Here is a 22340-nt window from a genome sequence, read left to right as displayed (position 1 = left end):
TTTCAATTTATTTTAAAAATGAAAACCTTTTGAATCCCTTTTTCTCTTTAGGTGGTAAAGGCGGCTCTTTGGTTACTGGTTGATTGTCAATTACAGCTTCAGCATTGCTGATCAGTCGCTTCATATCATGGTGAAGCGGTTTTAATTTCTTCTCTTCAAAAAGTGACTGCATAATAAATGGCCTGTAGCCGACATGATGTGCATCCGAAGCGATAAAATGCACAAGATGATGTTCGATCATCTTAATTGAAGCCTTCTGTATATTCTTTCCAAAATAGCCTCCAAGTGAGGATGACGTGACTTGACTGAGTGCCCCAGCACTGACTAATTCGTAGAGCAAATTCATATCTTGCATAATTGCAAGATTACGTTCTGGATGGGCAATGATGGGAATATAACCTTTATTCTGCAAATCAAAAAATAATTTCTTAGTATAATGAGGCACTTCATTAGGCGGAAATTCTATTAATAAATATTTTGAATAATTAAGACCTTTAACATTCTCGTTATCAATGTCTTCGAGCAAATCACCACTTATTCTAATTTCTTGTCCAGGATATATTTTAATATTCGACTTTTCTACTTCTCTTAGGTTACATAATTCTATTATTTTCAACTCAACTTGGTCGAAAAAATTCGAATACCGTTTACTATAATGAGGTGTAACAATAATGCCTGTTATTCCCTCTTCTTGTGCTTGCTGAATAAGTTGGATGGCTTCTTGATCTGTTTGCGCTCCATCATCAACATTTATTAACAAATGATTATGTATATCAATCATTTTTATCATCTCCATAATAGTAATAACTTGGACTCTCTTTTTCCGAGACCTTATTCATTACTACTCCTACGATTTTTGCACCTGTTTTTTCAATTAATTCCTTACCCTTTTTAACTTCATCTCTATTGTTATCTTCTGCATCTATGACGAGTATGACGTTATGACCATATTCTGCCAGTAGTTGTGCATCTGTGACACTATTAACAGGCGGTGTATCAATGACTATGAAATTATAGTGCAGCAATAATGTTTTATATACTTCTTTGAAATTTTTTGAGCCGATTAATTCCGAAGGGTTTGGCGGCGTAGGTCCAGATGTTAAAATATCCAGCCATTCAACTTCCGTGCTTTGTACTGCATCTGTCGCTTCAACGCTCTTAATAATAGCCGAAGATAGACCGACTTGGTTATCTCTATTAAACAAATAATGTAAGGAAGGCTTACGCATATCTCCGTCAATAATCAGTGTTTTATATCCTGCTTGCGCATAGACAATCGCTAAATTTGCTGCTACTGTACTTTTTCCTGCTCCCGGCTTCTCCGCCGTCACTACAATAGTATGGATGGGTCTATCCGGGTTTGAAAATAATATATTGGTGCGAAGACTTCTGAATTTTTCACTGATAGCTGTTTTAGGATTCGTATGAGCAATTAATGGTGTATGATTCTTAAGTCGTTTATTCTTCATTTTCCTTCTTAATCCCCTCTAAAATCTATTGATAGTTCCAATAACCGGTAATTCTAAATATTCTTCTACATCTTTTTCATCTTTAATTCTTTTATCAGTAATTCCTCTAATAAAAGCAAAGACTATGGCTAAAGCCAAACCTAGGATGAAACTTATAGCACTGTTAATTAACAAATTCGGAGAGGTTTTTTCTCCTTTTTCAGCTTTTGACAATACTGAAACATTGTCTACATCCATGATTTTCTTGATTTCTTTTCGAAACACTTTAGCAGTGGTGTTGGCAATCGTTTTTGAAGTATTAGCATGCGTTGAAGTCACGCTGATATTCAACACTTTGGATTCTGACTTATTACTGACAGAAATCATTTTGGCAAGTTCTTTTCCTGAATAATGATGTGTTAAACTTTCAGAAACTGTGTCTAATACTCTTGGACTCTTAATCACTTCAGCATAAGTATTTATTAATTGCAAATCAGATTGTGTTTGTTGTGCTTGAAATTGCTGTTCTACTTTCTTTTGCGTCACGATAACCTGGGTAGATGAGGTATATTTAGGCGTTATAAGAAACATAGTTATTAAGGTACTAATAATCAAAAATAATATAGGCAGACCAATAATCAATTTTAAATTTTTCTTTAAAGCAGCAAATATAATACTTAGATCTAATGTTTTATCCATGATGTTCTTCATCCTCTAAATTTATTTATTATGCATTTAAACTACTCTAAACACTTCTATTATAAATATATCCAGTTGTTTATCATTAAATAATTACACATTATTATTGACTGTAATGATATAATATTAGCCAAAAAAGAAGCGGGGGCTAAGACATTATCTTGTCTCAGCCCCCGCTTACTCTATTTTAATCCATTAAAGCAAGTTGGAAATTCACTCCAAAACGATCTTGAATCCAAGCAAATTCGCGATAAGGCCCTAATTCAGTCTTGGCCATCAAGATTGCGCCGCCTTTCTTCAAGCCGCTATATAAACGTTCCATTTCCATTGCATTATCTACTGTCACAAATAACGAAATAGATGGATTCATCGGAATTTCTGTTCCGTTAGTATTATCAATTGCCATTAGAATTTGGTCTTTTAATCGGAAAATCGAATGTTGTACAGCACCCACTTCACCGCTTCCGAATTCATCGTATTTCACCATAGAAATCACTTCGCTATCTTCAAAGAGCGATGTGTATAATTCAATTGCTTCTTCCGCTTGATTGTCGAACATTAAAAAAGTCGTAACTTTTGGAATGTGCACAAAAATCCCCTCCTACTATTTTGCTTACCGAAACCCTTTTCAGTATATGTAACTTACTATACATAGTATAATACGTTTAATATGAATTGATAAGTAAAAGCCGATTCGAGATAATACAACTGGAGGTTGATGAATCATGTCTTATTTAATTTGGCCGATTATCGTTATGGTATTAATCGTATTGCTCGGCTACCTCTTTGTAAGATGGTATCTTAGATAATAGATTGAAGCGAGATTGGGACTCAATAATGTTCTGCTCTCGCTTTTTTATTTCTGAAAAACAAAACAGCCCGCCTCAAGTTGCCGATTCTTTAAACCAGTAACTTGCTTCGGACTGTCATGCCTCAATTTTTAAATATAACCTTTATCTTTAATATCTGATTTTGCTTTTTTAAAAATATTTTTACTATGTTCGTTTGATAACCATTGATTCTCTAGTTGTTCTTGGTTGTCTTCTTGAGTTCGATAATCTTCATTTGCCGATAAAAATTTATTCAAATGTGCAAATGGATTTTGTGTTGAATGTACTTCAGTTTTGGACATGGTCATCCCCTCCAAGTACATCTTATGCTAAATTATCGCGCCATTCAACTAAAGACTTAATATCTTCAGTAGAAATTTTGCCCTCGTCTTCTGCTACGTCAATTAATTCATTATAATTACTCAAAGTATAGAGAGGAAGATCTGCTTCTTTAAACATTGTATCAGCTTTAGCTAATCCATATGTGAAGATGGCTACCACTCCTAATACTTCAGCGCCTGCTTCTTTTAATGCTTCAGCAGCCACTAATGAAGAACCGCCTGTAGAAATTAAATCTTCTACAACCACAATTTTTTTGCCTTTACTTGGCGCACCTTCAATTTGGTTTTGTTTACCATGGCTTTTACTTTTAGAACGTACATAGCTCATCGGCATCTCTAATTTTTCAGAAATGAAAGCTGCATGTGGAATGCCCGCTGTCGCAGTTCCAGACACGATTTCAGCTTCTGGAAAATGTTCTTGAATCAATTCAATTAAACCATCACGAATTTCGTTACGAACTGCTGGATAACCTAAAGTTACACGGTTATCACAATAAATCGGTGATTTGATACCTGAACTCCATGTAAATAAATCATTGGGTGAAAGTGCGACTGCACCGATATCTAATAATGATTGAGCAATTTTCTTTGACATATTAACCTAACCAACTTTCTTTAATTTGATGATAACTTTCTACTGGATTCTCGCTTTGCGTAATCGGACGTCCTACTACAATGTGCGTAGAGCCTAACTTGCGTGCTTCATCTGGTGTAGTAATACGTTTTTGGTCATCTTGACCATAATCTGCTGGACGGATACCTGGAGTGACTTTCAAGAATTCCGGTCCAAGTTCATCTGTTAGTAATTTCGCTTCTAACGGAGAACATACCACGCCATCTAATCCTGCTTGCTTAGTGAGTTTCGCATAATTCAATACCGCTTCTTCAATAGTCGTTTGGATATTTTGTTCTTTATTCAACATTTCTTCAGTTGTAGAAGTCAACTGTGTCACAGCAATAATCTTTGTATCTTTGTTGACACTGCGTAACCCTTCTACCGCTTGGCGCATCATTTCAGTTCCGCCTGCTGCATGTACATTCACTAAATCCACATTCAGACGGCCGAGTCCTGCCATCGCTTGTTTAACCGTATTCGGAATATCATGCAATTTCAAATCTAGGAAAAGATGATGTCCGCGATCTTTAATACGGTTGATTAATTCTGGTCCAGTTTGATAATAAAGTTCCATACCAATTTTGATGTATAACGGTTCATCAAATAAATCTAAGAAATTTTCTACTTCTTCTGCTGTTGCGAAATCAAGCGCAATAATCGGTAAAGGTAAGTTTGTATTTGTCATTATTTCGTCACCTCATGAGTTCTTCTGTACAATTCGTTAATATGGTTGACACCAAGTTTGTCTAATAAAGCGGGTAATTCATCAATGATTTCTTTGCATACCATTGGATTTTGGAAATTCGCTGTGCCGACTGCCACTGCATTGGCACCTACTGAAATATAGTCAATGACATCCTGTGCATTTTGCACGCCGCCCATCGCAATAATTGGAATATCAACTGCTTTACGCACTTCATAAACCATACGCAATGCTACAGGTTTAATCGCTGGTCCGCTTAAACCGCCTACTGTATTCGCAATAATCGGTCTGCCTGATTTACCATCAATACGTAAACCAACTAGAGTATTGATCATCGTAAGACCATCTGCATATTCTGCAATCGCTTCTGCCATTTCAACAATATTTGTCACATTAGGTGATAGCTTCACGTAAACTGGCACTTCGGACACTGCTTTGACTTTGCGTGTTAATTCAGCAGCCACTTGCGGATCGACACCGAATTGCATTCCGCCTTCTTTAACATTCGGGCAAGAAATATTTAATTCAAGTGCTTTGACATTCGGTGCTTTAGAAATATGTTCTGCTACATAAACATAATCTTCTTCAATAGAACCTGCTACGTTGGCAATAATCGGAACATCAAATTGTTCTAACTTCTTCAATTCGTGTTCAATAATGTGATGTACACCTGGATTTTGCAGACCAATCGCATTAATCATACCGCTATCTGTTTCAGCTACGCGTGGTGTTTCATTGCCATAACGAGCTTCCTTTGTCGCTGCTTTAATCATAATCGCGCCTAGTTCACTCAAATCATAAAATTGACTGAACTCTGCACCGAAAGCAAAACAACCACTTGCAGGCATAACAGGATTTTTCAAATCTAATCCAGGAATTTCAACATTTAATCGACTCATAAGATGACTGCTCCTTTCTCAAATACCGGTCCATCCGTACAGACTTTAACATAACTTGTATCAGATTCTGGTGTATGGCAGACACAAGCATAACATGCTCCAATACCGCAGCCCATGCGTTCTTCAAGTGATAAGAAACCTTCAACATCAGCAAGTTTCTCATGTTCTTTAATCGCTTTTAACATTGGTTTAGGTCCGCACGTATAGTAAATGTCATAATCTACAGGCAGATCCGAAATCACATTCGTCACAAATCCTTTGGCACCCATTGAGCCATCTTCAGTCACAATATGTGTTTCTCCTAATTGTTCAAATTGCTCTGCATAAAACACATCTTTTTTACTTCTGAATCCAAGCACGTGTACAGTTTCAATACCAAGTCGATTTAATTGTTTGGATAATTCGTATAATGGAGGAACACCAATACCGCCGCCGACTAATAAAGCTTTACGTTCTGCTTTTTCAATTGGGAAGCCGTTTCCTAAAGGTGCAATGATATCGATCGTATCGTCCGCTTTCATTTCAGATAAGCGTTGTGTACCAGCGCCTTCTGCACGGTATAACATCGTAAAGGTATCGATTTCTGGTTCGATATGGCAAATAGAAATAGGTCGACGCAGCATGTGCAGTGAACCTTCTCCCACTTTAATATGCACAAATTGACCAGGCTGTTTCATTTTCCGTGTTACCGGGCCTTTTACTTTTATTTCGAAAATGCGGTCCGCAATTTCCTGATTGGATACGATAATATTTTCTTCCACCGCAAATATCCTCCTTCAATATAAATTACTTGGTTGTCGTTCATTGATTCGCTTTCTTTATTGTACATGATTTCCCGTAAAATGTATGTGTCTGTTCTTAAAAAAATCTACACTTCCAACTTTGGTATTTACAGAACGAAGCGCTTCTAGAATCTCCTGTTAAAAGCAAGATTCTAAAAGCTGCTTTGTTACATTTGTTTCATTGTAAACGTCATGCTTTCAATGACACTGGTAAGTGCATTGGCTGTATCTAATGAAGTTAAGCAAGGGACACCATTTTCAACTGAAGCACGACGGATTTGGAATCCATCTCTTTCAATTGTTTTCCCTTTTGTCATCGTATTAATGACAATCTGTACTTCGCCTTTTTGGATACGTGTCAACAAGTCGTCTTCCCCACCGATTTTACCGACTGTTTCAACTGGAATGTGATGTTCAGAAAGTTTCTGAGCTGTTCCTTCTGTCGCTAAAATCTTATAGCCGACTTCGTTTAAACGTTTCGCTACTTTAACCATTTCGTCTTTATCTTTATCGCTTACTGTTATTAAGACTGTTCCGTGATCTTTAACTTCTACACCACTTGCAGTCAACCCTTTGAATAACGCCTTTTCTAACGTTAAATCTTTACCCATTACTTCACCTGTAGATTTCATTTCAGGTCCTAAAGTAATGTCTACATTTTTTAATTTATTGAAACTGAATACCGGTGCTTTCACAAAGACACCTTCTGTATAAGGTTGAAGTCCAGGTTGATATCCTAAGTCACTTAACTTTTCATCTAAGATAGCGCGCATTGCCAACTGAGCCATCGGGATATGAGTGATTTTACTTAGGAATGGTACTGTACGGCTTGAACGAGGATTCACTTCTAGTACGTACACCCCATCATGTGCAAGTACGAATTGAATATTGATTAAGCCGATGATGTCTAAACCTTTTGCTAATTTCGTTGTGTAATCTTCTAAAGTGTTGATATCTTCTGGTGTGAGTGTTTGCGGCGGATACACTGCAATGGAGTCGCCTGAGTGTACACCCGCTCTTTCAATATGTTCCATAATTCCTGGAATAATCACCGTTTCGCCATCACTGATAGCATCGACTTCAATTTCTTTACCCGTCAAGTAACGGTCGACTAATACCGGATGTTCTGGACTTGCTTTTACCGCTTCTCTCATATAATTCTCAAGTTCCGCATCATTGTACACAATTTCCATTGCGCGTCCGCCAAGCACATATGAAGGACGTACAACTACCGGATAACCTATTTCGCGTGCATTTTCTAATGCTTCTGCTGGAGAGGTTGCTGTTTTACCTTTAGGTTGCGGTACATGTATATTATTGAGTAATGCTTCAAACTCTTTTCTGTCTTCAGCACGATTCAAGTTTTCTAAAGAAGTTCCTAAAATACGCACGCCTTTCTCAGCTAACTTTTCCGCCAGGTTGATCGCAGTTTGTCCACCAAATTGCACGACTACACCTTTAGGTTGTTCTAAATCAATAATATTCATTACATCTTCTACTGTTAAAGGTTCGAAGTATAATTTATCAGAGATAGAGAAGTCAGTGGACACCGTTTCTGGGTTGTTATTGACTATAATCGCTTCGTATCCTGCATTTTGAATCGCCCATACTGCATGTACAGTTGCGTAATCGAATTCAACCCCTTGACCGATACGGATTGGGCCTGATCCTAATACAATGACTTTCTCTTTCTCGGTTACTACTGATTCATTATCTCTCTCATAAGTGCCGTAATAATAAGGTGTTGAAGATTCAAATTCGGCTGCACACGTATCGACCATTTTATACACCGGATGAATGTCGTGAGCTTTACGCAGTTCAGTCACTTCATCTTCTGTCATATCGAATCGATGTGCAATGACTTTATCACTGAAACCGTAATCTTTAGCATATTTTAAATATTCGATGTCGCCTTTATGTTCTTTTAATTCGTGTTCGATATCAATAATATGTTGGAATTTATTTAAGAAGAAATAATCGATTTGCGTCATTTCATGTATTTCTTCTAATGTAGTACCGCGACGAATCGCTTCTCCGATAAAGAAGAGACGTTCGTCATCTTGTTGTAAGATACGTTCTTTTATGTAGTCTAATTCGTAACTTTCACCGTTTGGTAAACCTAAATGATGTACGCCATATTCTAATGAACGAATCGCTTTTAATAATGATTCTTCGTAAGTTCTGCCGATAGCCATTACTTCGCCAGTAGCTTTCATTTGAGTGCCGAGTACACGCTCTCCTTTTTCAAACTTATCAAATGGGAAACGTGGGATTTTAGAAATCACGTAATCTAAAGCCGGTTCAAATGCGGCATAGGAAGTCCCCGTAACTGGATTCAACATTTCATCTAAAGTTAAACCGACAGCAATTTTCGCTGCGAGTTTCGCAATTGGATAACCTGTAGCTTTAGAGGCAAGCGCGGATGAACGTGAAACACGCGGGTTCACTTCAATAATGTAGTAATTCATGGAATAGGGATCTAATGCAAGTTGTACGTTGCATCCCCCTTCGATGCCTAAAGCACGTATCACTTTCAACGATACATCGCGCAACATTTGGTATTCCACATCTGTCAGTGTTTGACTCGGTGCTACTACAATGGAGTCACCTGTATGAATACCGACTGGGTCGATATTTTCCATATTACATACTACAATGGCATTATCATTTTTATCGCGCATGACTTCGTATTCAATTTCTTTAAATCCTGCAATTGATTTTTCAATTAAACATTGTGTAGCCGGACTATAATGCAAGCCATTTGTCACGACTTCTTTCAATTCTGCATCATTGTGACAAATACCACCGCCAGTACCGCCCATTGTAAAAGCAGGACGCACGATGAGTGGATAACCCACTTGTTCTTTAAATGCAAAGGCTTGCTCGACAGTGTTGACGATATCACTTTCTGGTACCGGAACATCTAACTCATTCATCAAACTGCGGAACAATTCACGGTCTTCAGCTTGTTGAATAGAACTTAACTTTGTTCCTAATAATTGCACATTATTGGCTTCTAACACGCCGCTATCATACAATTGAATCGCCATATTCAAACCTGTTTGTCCGCCTAAAGTCGGTAGTAATGCATCAGGTTGTTCTTTACGAATAATACGTGCAATAAAATCATGTGTTAAAGGTTCGATATACACTTTATCAGCAATCTCTTTATCCGTCATAATCGTAGCTGGATTAGAGTTGACCAGAATTACTTTGTAACCTTCTTCTTTCAAAGCAAGACAAGCTTGCGTTCCAGCATAATCAAATTCGGCTGCTTGTCCGATAATAATCGGACCAGAGCCAATTACTAAAATTGTTTTAATCTCATTATTCTTAGGCATTTGTGTAACGCTCCTTCTCATTCGCTTTGAATTCATTCATCATAGAGACAAATTGGTCGAATAAATAATTTGAATCAGTAGGTCCTGGGCATGCTTCTGGATGATATTGTACTGAAAAGGCAGGGAGCGTTTTATGTTTTAAGCCTTCAACTGTCTGATCATTGAGAGCAATATGTGTCACTTCTAAATCTGTAGGTTCAATTGAGTCAACATCAATCGCATAACCGTGATTTTGACTCGTTAAAGCCACTTTTCCTGTGGCTAAATCTTTGACCGGATGATTTGCCCCGCGGTGTCCGAACTTCATTTTAAATGAGGTTGCACCTTGGGATAAGGCAAATAATTGGTGGCCGAGACAGATACCGAAGAATGGTATTTTGCCTAGAATACCTTTAATCATTTCAATCGCTTCAGGCACATCTTCAGGGTCGCCCGGTCCATTAGATAACATAACTCCATCTGGCGCCATCCGAATAATCTCTTCTGCTGATGTGTTATAAGGCACTACTGTGACGTTACAACCACGCGCATTTAATTCTCGAACGATATTTTGTTTCTTTCCGAAGTCTACTAAAACGACGCTTAAATCAAAGCCAGTTGATACATAAGGTGTTTTCGTCGATACAGTAGGAACTTCATCGCGAGACAGTTCAAAGTGTTTTAATGATTCGATAAGTTCTGGAATATCTTCTGCATGGTCTGCGAAACCAGCTTTCAAAACACCGTGTTGACGGATTTTGCGAGTGATACTGCGTGTATCTACACCACAAATTCCAGGAATATCGAATTCTTTCAAGACTGCGTCAAATGTTTTCTGCTTGCGGAAATTGCTTGGATGCGTACTTGCTTCTTTCACCACCACTCCGTTTAATGTCGGTACAAGAGATTCGAAATCATCTCTGTTAATACCATAATTACCAATCAACGGATAAGTGAAAGTGATAATTTGGCCTGTATAAGACGGGTCGGAAATCGTTTCCTGGTAACCCGTCATTGCCGTATTAAAGACAATTTCGCCTTTAGTTAAATGATCTGATCCAAGCTTTCTGCCTTCGTATATAGAACCATCTTCAAATACAAGATATCGTTTTGCCAACATATTAAATTAGTCCTCCTTGAATGCCACTTCTCCAGCTACCATAGTCAATACTGGATTACCGTATACTTTATAACCGATAAATGGTGTGTTGCTTGATTTTGATTGGAAATCTTCTGCTTTGATTTCACGTTCTTCTTCTAAATCGATTAAAGTAAGATCTGCTGTTTTACCTTCTTCTAATGTGCCGTATGGCAAGTCAAAGATTTTTGACGGTTTGATTGTTAAATAATCTACTAATTGTTGTAAAGACCAGTCTCCGTTTTTCACGAAGTATGTGTATAACAATGGAAATGCTGTTTCACTACCTACAATACCGAATGGCGCTTTAACCATTGGTTGGTCTTTTTCATCTGCTGCATGTGGCGCATGGTCTGTTGCGATACAGTCGATTGTGCCGTCTAGTAAACCTTCAATCAAGGCTTCTCTGTCTTCTTTGCTTCTCAATGGAGGATTCATTTTAAACATAGCGTTATCGCCAGGAATATCGTCTTCTGTCATTAATAAATGGTGCGGTGTGACTTCGGCAGTAACACGAATTCCAGCGCGTTTGGCATCGCGGATAGCGCGTACACTTTCTTTTGTAGAAACGTGGCAGACATGATAATGACAATCTGCAGCTTCTGCTAATAAGACGTCACGTGCGATTTGTACCGCTTCACAAATATTTGGAATACCTGGAATACCCAATTCTTCACTACGTTTACCTTCGTGCATTGCACCGCCGTAGATTAAGCTGTTATCTTCACAGTGTGCAACAACTGCTTTGTTGACTTTAGCTGCTTGTTGCATTGCTTCATACATCGTACCTGCCGTTTGTACCCCTACACCGTCATCTGTAAAAGCAAAGGCACCGTGATCTGCTAAGCCTTTAAAATCTACTAACTCGCTGCCTGCTTGTCTGACTGTGATAGAAGCGTAAGGAAGTACACGTACGCTCGCATTATCATCAATTAATTTGTTTAATTGTTCTAAGTGTTCAACCGTATCTGGTACTGGGCGCGTATTCGGCATTGGACACACTGTTGTAAATCCGCCGCGTGCTGCTGCTTTCGTACCCGTTTCAATTGTTTCTTTATGCTCACCGCCTGGTTCTCTTAAGTGAACGTGTACGTCCACAAGGCCTGGTGCAGCAAAGCGACCTTTTGCGTCGATAACTTCAACTTCGTTACCGACCGCAATTTCAGGTGCAATTTCTTTTACTTTATCGTTTTCAACTAGGATAGATGCTTCTGTCAACTCACCGTTATTATTTAATACTTTCGCATTCTTAATTAGCAACATCAAAGATAACCCCTTCCTTTTTTTCATTCAAGATGTGTGTGATAACTGACATACGTAAGAACATACCGTTTTTCATTTGTTTGAAAATACGTGCTTTAGGTGCTTCTACTAAGTCAGAGTCGATTTCAACACCGCGATTAACAGGTGCTGGGTGCATTACAATCGCTTCAGGTTTTAATTGGTTATATCTTTCTAATGTTAAGCCATATTTTTCATGATATTCATGTGGATCGAAGCTCAATTCACCGTCATGTCTTTCGTGTTGTACACGTAATAACATCACAATGTCAGTTTCTTCGATAACATCATCAATTTTCACATATGGTGCGTCTAATGTTTCATCTACCCATTCATCAGGCGCTGCGAATTTAACATTTGCACCTAATGCTGTAAGTGCTTGGTAGTTACTGCGTGCTACGCGTGAATTTTTAATATCTCCGCAAATCAATACGTTTAAGCCGTCGAAGTGTCCGTATTCTTCATAGATAGTCATAATATCTAGTAAACTTTGTGTCGGATGTTGCCCGCTTCCGTCTCCACCGTTGATAACTGGAATGTTTAAGCCGTCTAATTCTTTGTAGTAGTCATTTTGTGGGTGACGGATAACTAATGCGTCTACACCGATGCTTTCTAAAGTTTTGCATGTATCGTATAATGATTCACCTTTTTTAACAGATGAAGTACTAGTTTCAAATGGAATTTCTTGCAAACCTAATTGACGTTCAGCCATTTCAAAGCTGCATTTTGTACGTGTTGAGTTTTCAAAGAACAAGTTTGCAACATATTTGTCTGTAAATTTATTAGGTTTATTACCTTTTTTATATTCGATTGCAGTTTCGATAAGTGAGTAAATTTCTTCATTTGTTAAGTCTTCCATAGATACTAATTGTTTCATTGTTAAATCCCCCTAAGATTTGGATAAATTTTTATTTTAAATTTTTTACGCTTTAGCTTTAGGTAAAATTAAGTTCAAAACAATGCCTGACAATGCTGCTAATGCCATTCCTTCTACTTTCACGCCGTGGATATCGAACATTAAGTTACCGATTCCTACGACTAGGATGACTGAGGCAATTACTAAGTTACGATTTTCCGAAAAATCTACCTTGCTTTCAACCAGCATTCTTAAGCCGCTTGAAGCGATAATACCGAATAAGAGAATGGATACCCCGCCCATTACTGGAGTTGGGATAGATGAAATCAATGCTGTGAACTTACCGACAAAGGCTAAGATGATTGCAATGACTGCAGCTCCGCCGATTACATAGATACTGTAAATCTTTGTAATCGCCAGCACGCCGATATTCTCACCGTATGTTGTACTTGGCGGTCCACCGATTAAGCTCGCAAACATTGTTGAAACACCATCACCGATGATTGATCGGTGCAATCCTGGTTTTTCAAAGAAGTTACGTCCAACGATTTTGTTGATGACCATTTGATGTCCAATATGTTCACTGACTGTGACAAATACAATTGGGAGCATCAACAGTATCAATCCCATGTGGAAACTTGGTGTGTAATCTTTGAATGGCAAGTAAATGTGCGGCCAATCTAACCATGAGGCTTTCATGACGGGTTTGAAATCTACAATACCTAAGATTGTCGCTGCGATATATCCGACTATGATTCCGATTAATACTGGAATCAATGAGAAGAAACCTTTCATGTAACCTTGTACAACTAATGTTGTGATTAAAGTAATCATCGCAACAATCAAGTATGTGACATTGTAGCCTTTCATGTCTGCGCTATTTTCAAACATGGCCATGTTGGCTGCTGTCGGTGCTAAGCTTAAACCGATAACCATGATGACCGGTCCAACTACTACAGGTGGCAGCAAGTGCATCAACCAACCGATGCCGCTTAACTTAATCAAAATTCCGATAATGACGTACATGACACCACTCATGAAGAGTGCGACAAGCATATCCCCTAAGCTGTGTGTGCTTAGTCCTGTAATAATCGGTGTAATAAAGGCAAAGCTAGATCCGAGATACGCTGGAATCATCGCTTTGGTAATTAAAATGTACAATAATGTTCCGACACCTGATGCAAGAAGCGCTGCTGAAATCGGCAATCCTGTCAGGAATGGTACTAATACTGTGGCACCGAACATTGCGAAGAGATGTTGTAAGCTCAAGAACGCCCATTGCGAAGGCTTCGGTTTCTCATTCACATCGAGTACTGGTTTCACAGTACGTTCAAACATTTGTTCATTTTCCATTCTCTTTTTCTTCCTTTCATGAAAAAAATCTCTTTACAGCAATCAGCTGGCAAAGAGACTTAAGGGGAGAGATAAGAAAGTGTGTGCATTGAACTTAAGGTTTCAAGCATATAGACGATGCTCGCTAACCCGAAACTCGCTTGACCTCTCGTGTCATGCAAGTATCTTTCAATGCCTTCTTATCAAATCCTTTGTCAGTCTCTCGTACTGATTTAAAAGGGTACGGCTATTTAATTATGACTGCGTTGCGTCCGTCTGTTTCTTTAACGTATACAGAAACAGCTTCATCGCGTGCAGTTGGGATATTCTTCCCAACGAAATCAGCTCTAATTGGAAGTTCGCGATGACCGCGGTCTACCAAAGCAGCTAATCCGATTTTCTGAGGACGTGAATGCAAGAGTATCGCATCAAGTGAAGCTCTGACTGTTCGTCCAGTATAAAGCACGTCGTCGATGATGATGACTACTTTATCTGTGATATCAACATCTATCACAAATGACTTCTCTGAAATCTTTGGCGTAGGTAATTCTAAATCATCTCTGAATTGTGTAATATCAATGGTACCTGTCGGAACAGTTGTATCTTCAATTTGTTGAATCTTGCTTTGAATACTCTTCGCTAGAAATTCACCGCGTGTCTTCACACCGAGCAATACAAGGTCTTTCGTTCCTCGATTGTATTCTAAAATTTCATGCGCCATACGTGTTAACGTACGTTTCATTGCTGCTTCATCTAACACAATACGTTCTGACATTCTCGCCCTCACCTTTCTATAAAAAAACCCCGTGTCTTCTCATTGAGAGACACGGGAATCCGATTCCTGTCAGAATCCATTATACCTACTACTGTTTACAAGTCTGCTTAGGTATAATGACCCAAGTCTAGTTAGAGGCGTAGATACATTTGTTCTAACTACACTTGTTGAAACTTCCTGTCTTCGGAGCATCTCGGTACTCTCAATTAAAGACTTACGATTTCTTTATTAAACTGTAATAAGTTTACCATAGATTAAAGAAAAGTCAAAGAGAAATTTTGGGGGTGAGGTGGTTGGTTGGTGCGGTTTACATAATAAAATTATGTATTGCTACGACTTGAATTAGCTAAAAAACAAGCTCTTTACCTATCTTTTAAAAGATAAATAAAGAACTTGTATGTTTAAAGTTTCAAGAAGTGCAGATAATCATATTAATTTTTAAATTCTAAAAGATTATAATTCTAAAACTCTAGGTCAGCAGGCGGTTTCTGCTTTAATGTTCTACTTCATTCTAAAAGATCATAAATAAGTTAAAACAAGCTTAAAACGAAAATGTAGTTTAAATGCTAACGTCTTACTGTGTCAGTAAGACTTTTTTTATACAAAAATCCCTTGAATTCAGTATTCTCTAACTGAATTCAAGGGATTATTTTTACGCTTCTCTCAATCTTATATCTTCTAATACTTGTTTGAAGTCATCTGGCAAGTCTGCTTTGCGTTCAATATATTCACCTGTAACAGGATGTTCGAAACCAATTACGCCTGCATGCAATGCTTGACCGCCGATATCCATTGTTTTCTTCGGACCATATTTTGGATCTCCGACTAATGGATGGCCAATATACTTCATATGCACACGAATTTGGTGCGTACGACCTGTTTCTAGTTCACATTCTACTAAAGTATAGTCTTTGAAGCGTTCTAAGACATTGAAGTGTGTCACCGCATCTTTACCGTCATCAACAACTGCCATTGATTGGCGGTCTTTTTTATCTCGACCAATCGGCGCATCAATTGTGCCGTAATCATGCGGAATATTGCCGTGTACTAAAGCAGTGTATTTTCTAGTTACTGTTTTAGCCATCAATTGTTCCACTAAATTACGATGTGCAATATCATTTTTCGCGACCATTAAAAGTCCAGACGTATCTTTATCAATACGATGAACGATACCTGGACGAATTTCACCATTGATGCCTGATAAATCTTTAATTTGATACATGAGGCCATTAACCAATGTGCCTGTATAATGACCCGGTGACGGGTGCACTACCATGCCTTTAGGTTTGTACACAATTGCAATATCTGAATCTTCATAGTAGATATCAAGATTTAAGTTTTCAGGTTTGATGTCCGCTTCAACTGTCTCTTTTTCTGTCACTTCAATCTTATCATTCAATTTCACTTTGTGATTTGCTTTTACTTTCTTACCATTCACTGTTACCAAATCTTCTTTGATCCAATCTTGAATTTGACTTCGAGACCAATCCGAATTAAATTCTGGCAACAGCTTATCTATACGCTGACCAGCTTGCTCAGCTTCTGTTATTTCATAGTTAAATTCTGTCATATAAATACTCCTTTACTGAACTTTCGACTTGCGGGAGTCAAATAATAAGGCGATTAATACCAGAATCACACCAATCGTTAAACTCGAGTCTGCAACGTTAAAGATTGGAAAATCGTAACTGAAAATTTTAGTATCAATAAAATCCACTACTTCACCATGCAGCATGCGATCGATAAAGTTGCCTAACGCACCTGCAAATAATAGACTAATAGCTACTTGCATTAAGAAATTGCCTTTCGCTTCTTTGATATAGAAGAAGACTAATAGTCCTAAGACAACAATAGTTACAATAAAGAAGAAGCTCATTCTTCCACTTAAAATTCCCCAGGCTGCCCCATTATTACGATGTGAAGTAATATACAAAAATTTAGGTATCACTGTATAAGAATCACCCACTGCCATCGACTTTGCAATAACTGCTTTAGTCACTTGATCTAAAACTAAAATAGCAATGGTGATAAACAATGTGATACTAACAAAATATGGTTTTTTCATGCGTTCCTCCCCGGAGAAATACAATTTATCTGATTCAACGATTCTCCGTATGTTCTTTACAACATGTTATATTATAACAAATTGTTATTCGAACCAACACTATTAATTATTTTTGCTTTTTTCATCTTCTGCTTTGGGATTCTTTTTAGGATGAATATACTCATAAGTCTTGGCTTCTTCTGCAGTAATGGGACGTGAAGAGACTTTGTAAGGTTTAATATAATTCATTTCTGTCACATCAAAGGAACCGTCTTTATTTACACGCTCAATATAAGCTACATGACCTATTTTACCTCTTGACGTCTGCATTAAAGCATGCACGGCGGGTTGATGATTGACCACATATCCGTCTTTTTTAGCATCTTTAGCCCAATTTTCTGCGTCACCCCAACGGTTGCTGATTAAATTGCCATCTTTTTTCACTTTATCAAATACATAATACGTGCACTGTCCTTTTTCATACGTATTGTTGCGCATCGGATCGGGCTTCAATTGCTCCACCCATTTCGCTACTTCATTTTTATTTTCATAGAAAAAGAATACAGCACCTCCGAAAATCAACAGCAACACAGCTATCTTTATTAATTTTTTCATTAATTTATCTCTTTACGCTCCTAAATAATTAAATCTAAACTCAATGCCATCAGGTCCTTTAATCCATTTATGTGCAGTTTCTGGATAGTGATAATCTACATAGGCTAAGCCATAAGTTTCTGAGCTTTCCATACGTTTCATGCTCGACATCCAATGATTTACAGCTAAATGATGATGGTATCCACCAGAAGCCATAAAAAGTGATGAAGAGTTTACATAAGAAGATTCTGCTAAACCAAAATATTTTAAATAGAAGTCTTTTACTTCTTTCAAACGAATCGTTTTTAGATGTACATTTCCTATTTTCGTATCAGGCGGTAAAGTTTCCCAATCTTTATGCGTTCTTAAATTCATCAATTTGGAAGCATATAATGGTCTCGTATCCATAATGACACGGTCTTCTTTATCATAATTCCAAGTTTCTTCTGGCAAATCTGCATAAAATTCAAAGCCGTTACCTTCTGGATCGCTCAAATATATAGAAGTACTGACATCATGTTCAGCGCCGTTAATCACAATATCTTGTTCTGTTAAATGTGCCATTAAGTCTGCTAAATCTGCATGTGTTGGTAATTTAATTCCAATATGGAATAGTCCCGCTTCAGAAACTAAGGGCTCCCTACCATGATCTAATTGTCTTAATGTAATTCGGTGCCCTGAATCGCCTACTTCGTATTGAATCGAAGTATATGTTTCGTTCATTACTGTGAAGCCTAACATATCTTCATAGAACGGTTTCAATGCTTCTTTATCTCTGACATTTAAGGTTACACCGTTTGGATAATGGTCTCTTTTATACTCCGTCAAGATTAATCTCCTTTCGTTCAGTTCTATTTATAATTTTTCGTTTTTCTGTGCACAAGTAATTTTAATTATAACTATTTTTGCTTTTAATTACTTCTAAGGCGCTCATATGTTCTCTAATTATTTACTTAAATGTGTCGAAAAGAAAAAAGCAGGAGCTGGGGCAAAATATTGTCCCAGTTCCTGCTTCTTTTAAAAAAATCACTTAGATTATAAGTCAGCTACAACGCCTTGGCAACGTGGGCATAAATGGTCTAAACCATTAACTGAGCCAAGTTCAGTACTGTAGTTCCAGCATCTTTCACATTTTTCGCCATCAGCGTGTACGACTTTAATGTCGCCATGATAGTATTCAGTACCATCTTCTACTTTATCTTCCACTTCAACTTGTGACACGATAAAGAGTTGATGTAAATTCTCGAAGTCTTTTAAGAAATCAGCTGCATCAAAGCTTTCGTTGCTGCCGATGATTACTTTCGCTTCTAATGATTTACCGATTACTTTGTTATTACGCGCTTCTTCTAATGCACGGTTCACATCGTCACGTAATTTCATGAAGGTATTCCATTTTTCAAGTAATTCTTCATCTGGTTTAACTACTTCCGGCATATTAGCTAAGTGCACACTTTCTTCTTTAACGTGAGGAATGTATGACCAAACTTCTTCAGCAGTATGTGCAAGAATTGGTGCTAATAATTTAGTCATATCGACTAAGATTTGATAAAGCACAGTTTGCATACTGCGGCGTTTATGAGAATCTTGTTTTTCAATGTACAAGATATCTTTACCATAGTCTAAGTAGAAGTTACTTAATTCCACGTTGATGAAGTTTTGAACTTCTTGATAAATATTCAAGTAGTCGAAATTATCATAGTGGTTGATGATACTTTCTGTGAATTCACGTAAACGGTTCAATAAATAACGGTCTACTTCTAATAATTCCGCTTCAGGTACTGCACCTGTTTCAGGATTGAAATCATTCACGTTACCTAACATGAAACGTAATGTATTACGGATTTTACGATAGACATCTGCAGTTTGTTTCAAGATTTCGTCAGAGATACGAACGTCTGCTAAATAGTCAACACTACTTACCCATAAACGTGCGATATCTGCACCTTTTTGTTTCACGATTTGGTCTGGAACGATAACGTTACCTAATGATTTACTCATTTTCTTACCTTCGCCATCCATTACGAAGCCGTGTGATAATAACATTCTGTATGGAGATTGGCCACGAGTTGCTACAGCAGTTGTAATAGATGAGTTAAACCAACCACGATATTGGTCACTACCTTCTAAGTACAAGTCAGCTGGGAATGATAATTCAGGGCGTGTTTCTAATACACCGCGGTGTGATGAACCTGAGTCGAACCACACGTCCATGATATCTTCTTCTTTTGTAAATTCACCGTTAGGGCTGCCTGGATGTGTAAATCCTTCTGGCAATAAATCTTTCGCTTCACGATCGAACCATACATTTGAACCATATTTTTCAAATAAGTTTGCTACATGATAGATGACTTCTTTGTCCATGATGATGTCGCCATTTTCAGCATAGAATACTGGAAGAGGCACACCCCATACACGTTGACGTGAAATTACCCATTCACCACGGTCACGAATCATATTGTAGATACGTGTTTTACCCCAATCGACTTTGAAGTGTGTATCTTCAATCGCATCTAAGATATCTTGACGGACTTTGCTGATTGAAGCAAACCATTGTGGTGTTGCACGGAAGATCACTGGTTTTTTCGTACGCCAGTCATGTGGGTAACTATGTGTGATGAATTTTAATTTTAAGAGACTGCCGTTTTCTTTAAGTAAGTCTGTTACAGCTTTATTGGCTTTGTCATAGAACATACCTTCAAATTGACCGCCTTCTTCAGTGAAGACCCCTTTATCATTTAACGGGCTGATAACTGGCAAGCCGTATTTTTGGCCGACAATATAGTCATCTTCCCCGTGTCCAGGAGCTGTATGCACGGCACCAGTACCTGCATCTGTTGTAACGTGTAATCCGTTGATAACTAATGATACACGGTCGATGAATGGATGTTGTGTTTCCACATATTCTAATTCTTTACCTGTGAATTCTTTTTCAAGTTGGATTGCTTCTTTGTCCCAACCTAATTCTTCAGCTACTTCTTCCACTAAGTCTTGGCCTACGACATATTTTTCACCATTGACATTATATTGACCGTATTTCAAGTCAGGATGTACAGTGATAGCTACGTTTGAAGGCAATGTCCAAGGTGTAGTTGTCCAGATGATGAATTTCGCATCCTCATCAACGACACCTTTACCGTCTTTAACATCAAATGCCACATAGATAGATGGTGAGCGTTTGTCGTGATATTCGATTTCCGCTTCAGCCAACGACGATTCACTTGATGGAGACCAATAAACTGGTTTTTTACCTTTATAAATTAATCCGCGATCCGCCATTTCACCGAACAAACGGATTTGTGCTGCTTCGTATTCAGGTTTCAAAGTGATATATGGATCATTGAAATCTCCATTTACACCTAAACGTTTAAAGTCTTTCTTTTGGATGTCGATTTGTTCTAATGCGAATTCTTCACAGAGTTTACGGAATTCAGAAATCGGCATTTCTTTACGTTTAACCCCTTTTTTAGTCAATGCTTGTTCGATAGGCAAACCATGTGTATCCCAGCCAGGTACATATGGAGAATAGTAACCTTGCATAGATTTATAACGCACGATAAAGTCCTTTAAGATTTTATTGAGTGCATGTCCCATGTGTAAATTACCATTCGCATAAGGAGGACCGTCATGTAAAATATATGATTCATGACCTTTATTTTTTTCTAAAATTTTGTGATATAAATCTTGTTCGTCCCATTGTTTTTGGATTTCAGGTTCTTTTTTTGGTAATCCGCCTCGCATTGGGAAATCTGTTTTTGGCATAAGTAACGTTTCTTTGTAGTTCATGTATTTCACTCCTTAAAAATATAAAAAAGAACTCTAAGTTCAATTAACAGGGGCGAACAACCGCGGTACCACCCTGATTAACTCAACTTAGAGTTCTCTTCATTCTATGTTCTGTAATTGTTAAAAAGACAGTGATATAAGAATTAAACATATATTAGGCTTCCACCGTCCCTAACTCGCTGTGTGTTTGATATGTCCAGCTAATTCTTACGCGTCTGTCTCTGTGTTCGTATAAGCTTGTGCATACTGCATTTCAACATCTATTTATTCGTTTTGTTTGCTTCTTCATTCTCAGCAGCTGTTTGTTGCGCTTTAGCTTGCTCAGCTTGTTGTGCTTGTTGTTTTTCAGCTTCTGTCAAATCGTTCTGATGCAAATGCTGAACATTTTCTTCAGTCACTTGTTGTGCATCTAAATCGTAATTTAGCAAATAGTCCCAATCGTCATTTTTTAATAAATCCAATTGTGCTTCAACTAGCATGCGGAAACGTGATCTAAAGATTTTAGATTGACGTTTCATATCTTCAGTTTGGAAAGAAAGGCGTCTTGCTTTCTCTACTCCATCATTTACAATGCGGTCTGCTTCAGCTTGCGCTTTGTTGATAATGGCTTCCGCTTCTTTAGTAGCTGCAGCTTTTGTTTCTTGGCTGGCAGCTTGTGCTTGTACTAAAGCATCGCTTACTGATTGTTGTACTTCTTTGTAAGATTTTAAATTATTTTCTTTTTCTTGAACTACTGTCTCTAATTGTTTGTTCTGCTCTCTCAAGTGTTCAATTTCTTGACTGAGCTGGCTTAAATAATCAGCAACTTCACTTGGTTCAAGACCGTTTTTAATACGGGAAAATTCTTTGTTCTTAATTTCACTCGGTGTAAAAGACATTTGATTGTCCTCCTTAATCAT

General features: G+C 37.8%; 21 protein-coding genes. All 21 read right to left on the bottom strand.

The genetic code is table 11. The annotated features are described in order from the left end of the window. Positions 1-7: 7 nt before the first annotated feature. On the bottom strand, positions 8-781 hold the full coding sequence (locus CNQ82_RS05955) for a tyrosine-protein phosphatase (RefSeq protein ID WP_123144504.1): 774 nt from the start codon (positions 779-781) through the stop codon (positions 8-10). Further along, positions 774-1469 (bottom strand): polysaccharide biosynthesis tyrosine autokinase, encoded by a 696-nt coding sequence (locus tag CNQ82_RS05950; RefSeq protein WP_123144503.1) that lies wholly within the window; start codon positions 1467-1469, stop codon positions 774-776. The genes CNQ82_RS05955 and CNQ82_RS05950 overlap by 8 nt, the downstream gene beginning before the upstream one ends. An 18-nt stretch (positions 1470-1487) precedes the next feature. After that, complete coding sequence (locus CNQ82_RS05945) at positions 1488-2147, bottom strand: YveK family protein (protein ID WP_123144502.1); 660 nt, start codon at positions 2145-2147, stop codon at positions 1488-1490. A 187-nt stretch (positions 2148-2334) separates the two neighbouring features. Then, a complete protein-coding gene (locus tag CNQ82_RS05940) occupies positions 2335-2736 on the bottom strand; it encodes a VOC family protein (RefSeq protein WP_123144501.1) in 402 nt (133 codons plus the stop codon). A gap of 351 nt (positions 2737-3087) precedes the next feature. Beyond that, on the bottom strand, positions 3088-3279 hold the full coding sequence (locus tag CNQ82_RS05935) for a hypothetical protein (protein ID WP_123144500.1): 192 nt from the start codon (positions 3277-3279) through the stop codon (positions 3088-3090). A gap of 22 nt (positions 3280-3301) precedes the next feature. Next, positions 3302-3913, bottom strand: a complete 612-nt coding sequence (pyrE, locus tag CNQ82_RS05930; protein ID WP_123144499.1) for an orotate phosphoribosyltransferase — start codon at positions 3911-3913, stop codon at positions 3302-3304. A 1-nt stretch (position 3914) separates the two neighbouring features. Further along, complete coding sequence (pyrF, locus tag CNQ82_RS05925) at positions 3915-4619, bottom strand: orotidine-5'-phosphate decarboxylase (protein ID WP_095105788.1); 705 nt, start codon at positions 4617-4619, stop codon at positions 3915-3917. Further along, positions 4619-5536, bottom strand: coding sequence for a dihydroorotate dehydrogenase (locus CNQ82_RS05920; protein WP_123144498.1), 918 nt, complete (start codon positions 5534-5536; stop codon positions 4619-4621). The genes pyrF and CNQ82_RS05920 overlap by 1 nt, the downstream gene beginning before the upstream one ends. Then, positions 5533-6297: a dihydroorotate dehydrogenase electron transfer subunit gene (locus tag CNQ82_RS05915; RefSeq protein ID WP_123144497.1), complete on the bottom strand. Its 765-nt coding sequence runs from the start codon at positions 6295-6297 to the stop codon at positions 5533-5535. Before CNQ82_RS05915 ends, CNQ82_RS05920 begins: the two co-directional genes overlap by 4 nt. A gap of 188 nt (positions 6298-6485) precedes the next feature. After that, entirely contained in the window at positions 6486-9659 is a 3174-nt protein-coding gene (carB, locus tag CNQ82_RS05910) for a carbamoyl-phosphate synthase large subunit (protein ID WP_123144496.1), read from the bottom strand. Continuing rightward, positions 9652-10758, bottom strand: coding sequence for a carbamoyl phosphate synthase small subunit (locus tag CNQ82_RS05905; RefSeq protein ID WP_123144495.1), 1107 nt, complete (start codon positions 10756-10758; stop codon positions 9652-9654). The genes carB and CNQ82_RS05905 overlap by 8 nt, the downstream gene beginning before the upstream one ends. A gap of 6 nt (positions 10759-10764) precedes the next feature. Then, complete coding sequence (locus CNQ82_RS05900) at positions 10765-12039, bottom strand: dihydroorotase (protein ID WP_123144494.1); 1275 nt, start codon at positions 12037-12039, stop codon at positions 10765-10767. After that, entirely contained in the window at positions 12026-12934 is a 909-nt protein-coding gene (locus tag CNQ82_RS05895) for an aspartate carbamoyltransferase catalytic subunit (protein WP_123144493.1), read from the bottom strand. The genes CNQ82_RS05900 and CNQ82_RS05895 overlap by 14 nt, the downstream gene beginning before the upstream one ends. Positions 12935-12979: 45 nt before the next feature. Next, entirely contained in the window at positions 12980-14266 is a 1287-nt protein-coding gene (locus CNQ82_RS05890; RefSeq protein WP_123144492.1) for a uracil-xanthine permease family protein, read from the bottom strand. A 226-nt stretch (positions 14267-14492) separates the two neighbouring features. After that, a complete protein-coding gene (pyrR, locus tag CNQ82_RS05885; protein ID WP_123144491.1) occupies positions 14493-15020 on the bottom strand; it encodes a bifunctional pyr operon transcriptional regulator/uracil phosphoribosyltransferase PyrR in 528 nt (175 codons plus the stop codon). A gap of 652 nt (positions 15021-15672) precedes the next feature. Next, the gene (locus CNQ82_RS05880) at positions 15673-16590 is read right to left on the bottom strand and encodes an RluA family pseudouridine synthase (protein ID WP_123144490.1); all 918 of its coding nucleotides are present in this window, start codon (positions 16588-16590) and stop codon (positions 15673-15675) included. A gap of 12 nt (positions 16591-16602) precedes the next feature. After that, on the bottom strand, positions 16603-17085 hold the full coding sequence (lspA, locus tag CNQ82_RS05875; protein ID WP_123144489.1) for a signal peptidase II: 483 nt from the start codon (positions 17083-17085) through the stop codon (positions 16603-16605). 102 nt (positions 17086-17187) lie between these two features. Continuing rightward, the gene (locus CNQ82_RS05870) at positions 17188-17679 is read right to left on the bottom strand and encodes a CHAP domain-containing protein (protein ID WP_123144488.1); all 492 of its coding nucleotides are present in this window, start codon (positions 17677-17679) and stop codon (positions 17188-17190) included. A gap of 12 nt (positions 17680-17691) precedes the next feature. After that, positions 17692-18486, bottom strand: a complete 795-nt coding sequence (locus CNQ82_RS05865) for a VOC family protein (protein ID WP_095105836.1) — start codon at positions 18484-18486, stop codon at positions 17692-17694. 207 nt (positions 18487-18693) lie between these two features. Continuing rightward, a complete protein-coding gene (ileS, locus tag CNQ82_RS05860; protein WP_123144487.1) occupies positions 18694-21441 on the bottom strand; it encodes an isoleucine--tRNA ligase in 2748 nt (915 codons plus the stop codon). A gap of 260 nt (positions 21442-21701) precedes the next feature. Beyond that, the gene (locus CNQ82_RS05855) at positions 21702-22319 is read right to left on the bottom strand and encodes a DivIVA domain-containing protein (RefSeq protein ID WP_123144486.1); all 618 of its coding nucleotides are present in this window, start codon (positions 22317-22319) and stop codon (positions 21702-21704) included. Between the last annotated feature and the right edge of the window lie 21 nt (positions 22320-22340).

The organism is Staphylococcus debuckii (assembly GCF_003718735.1).
Classification (GTDB): domain Bacteria; phylum Bacillota; class Bacilli; order Staphylococcales; family Staphylococcaceae; genus Staphylococcus; species Staphylococcus debuckii.
This window is presented reverse-complemented; position numbering and strand designations above follow the sequence as displayed.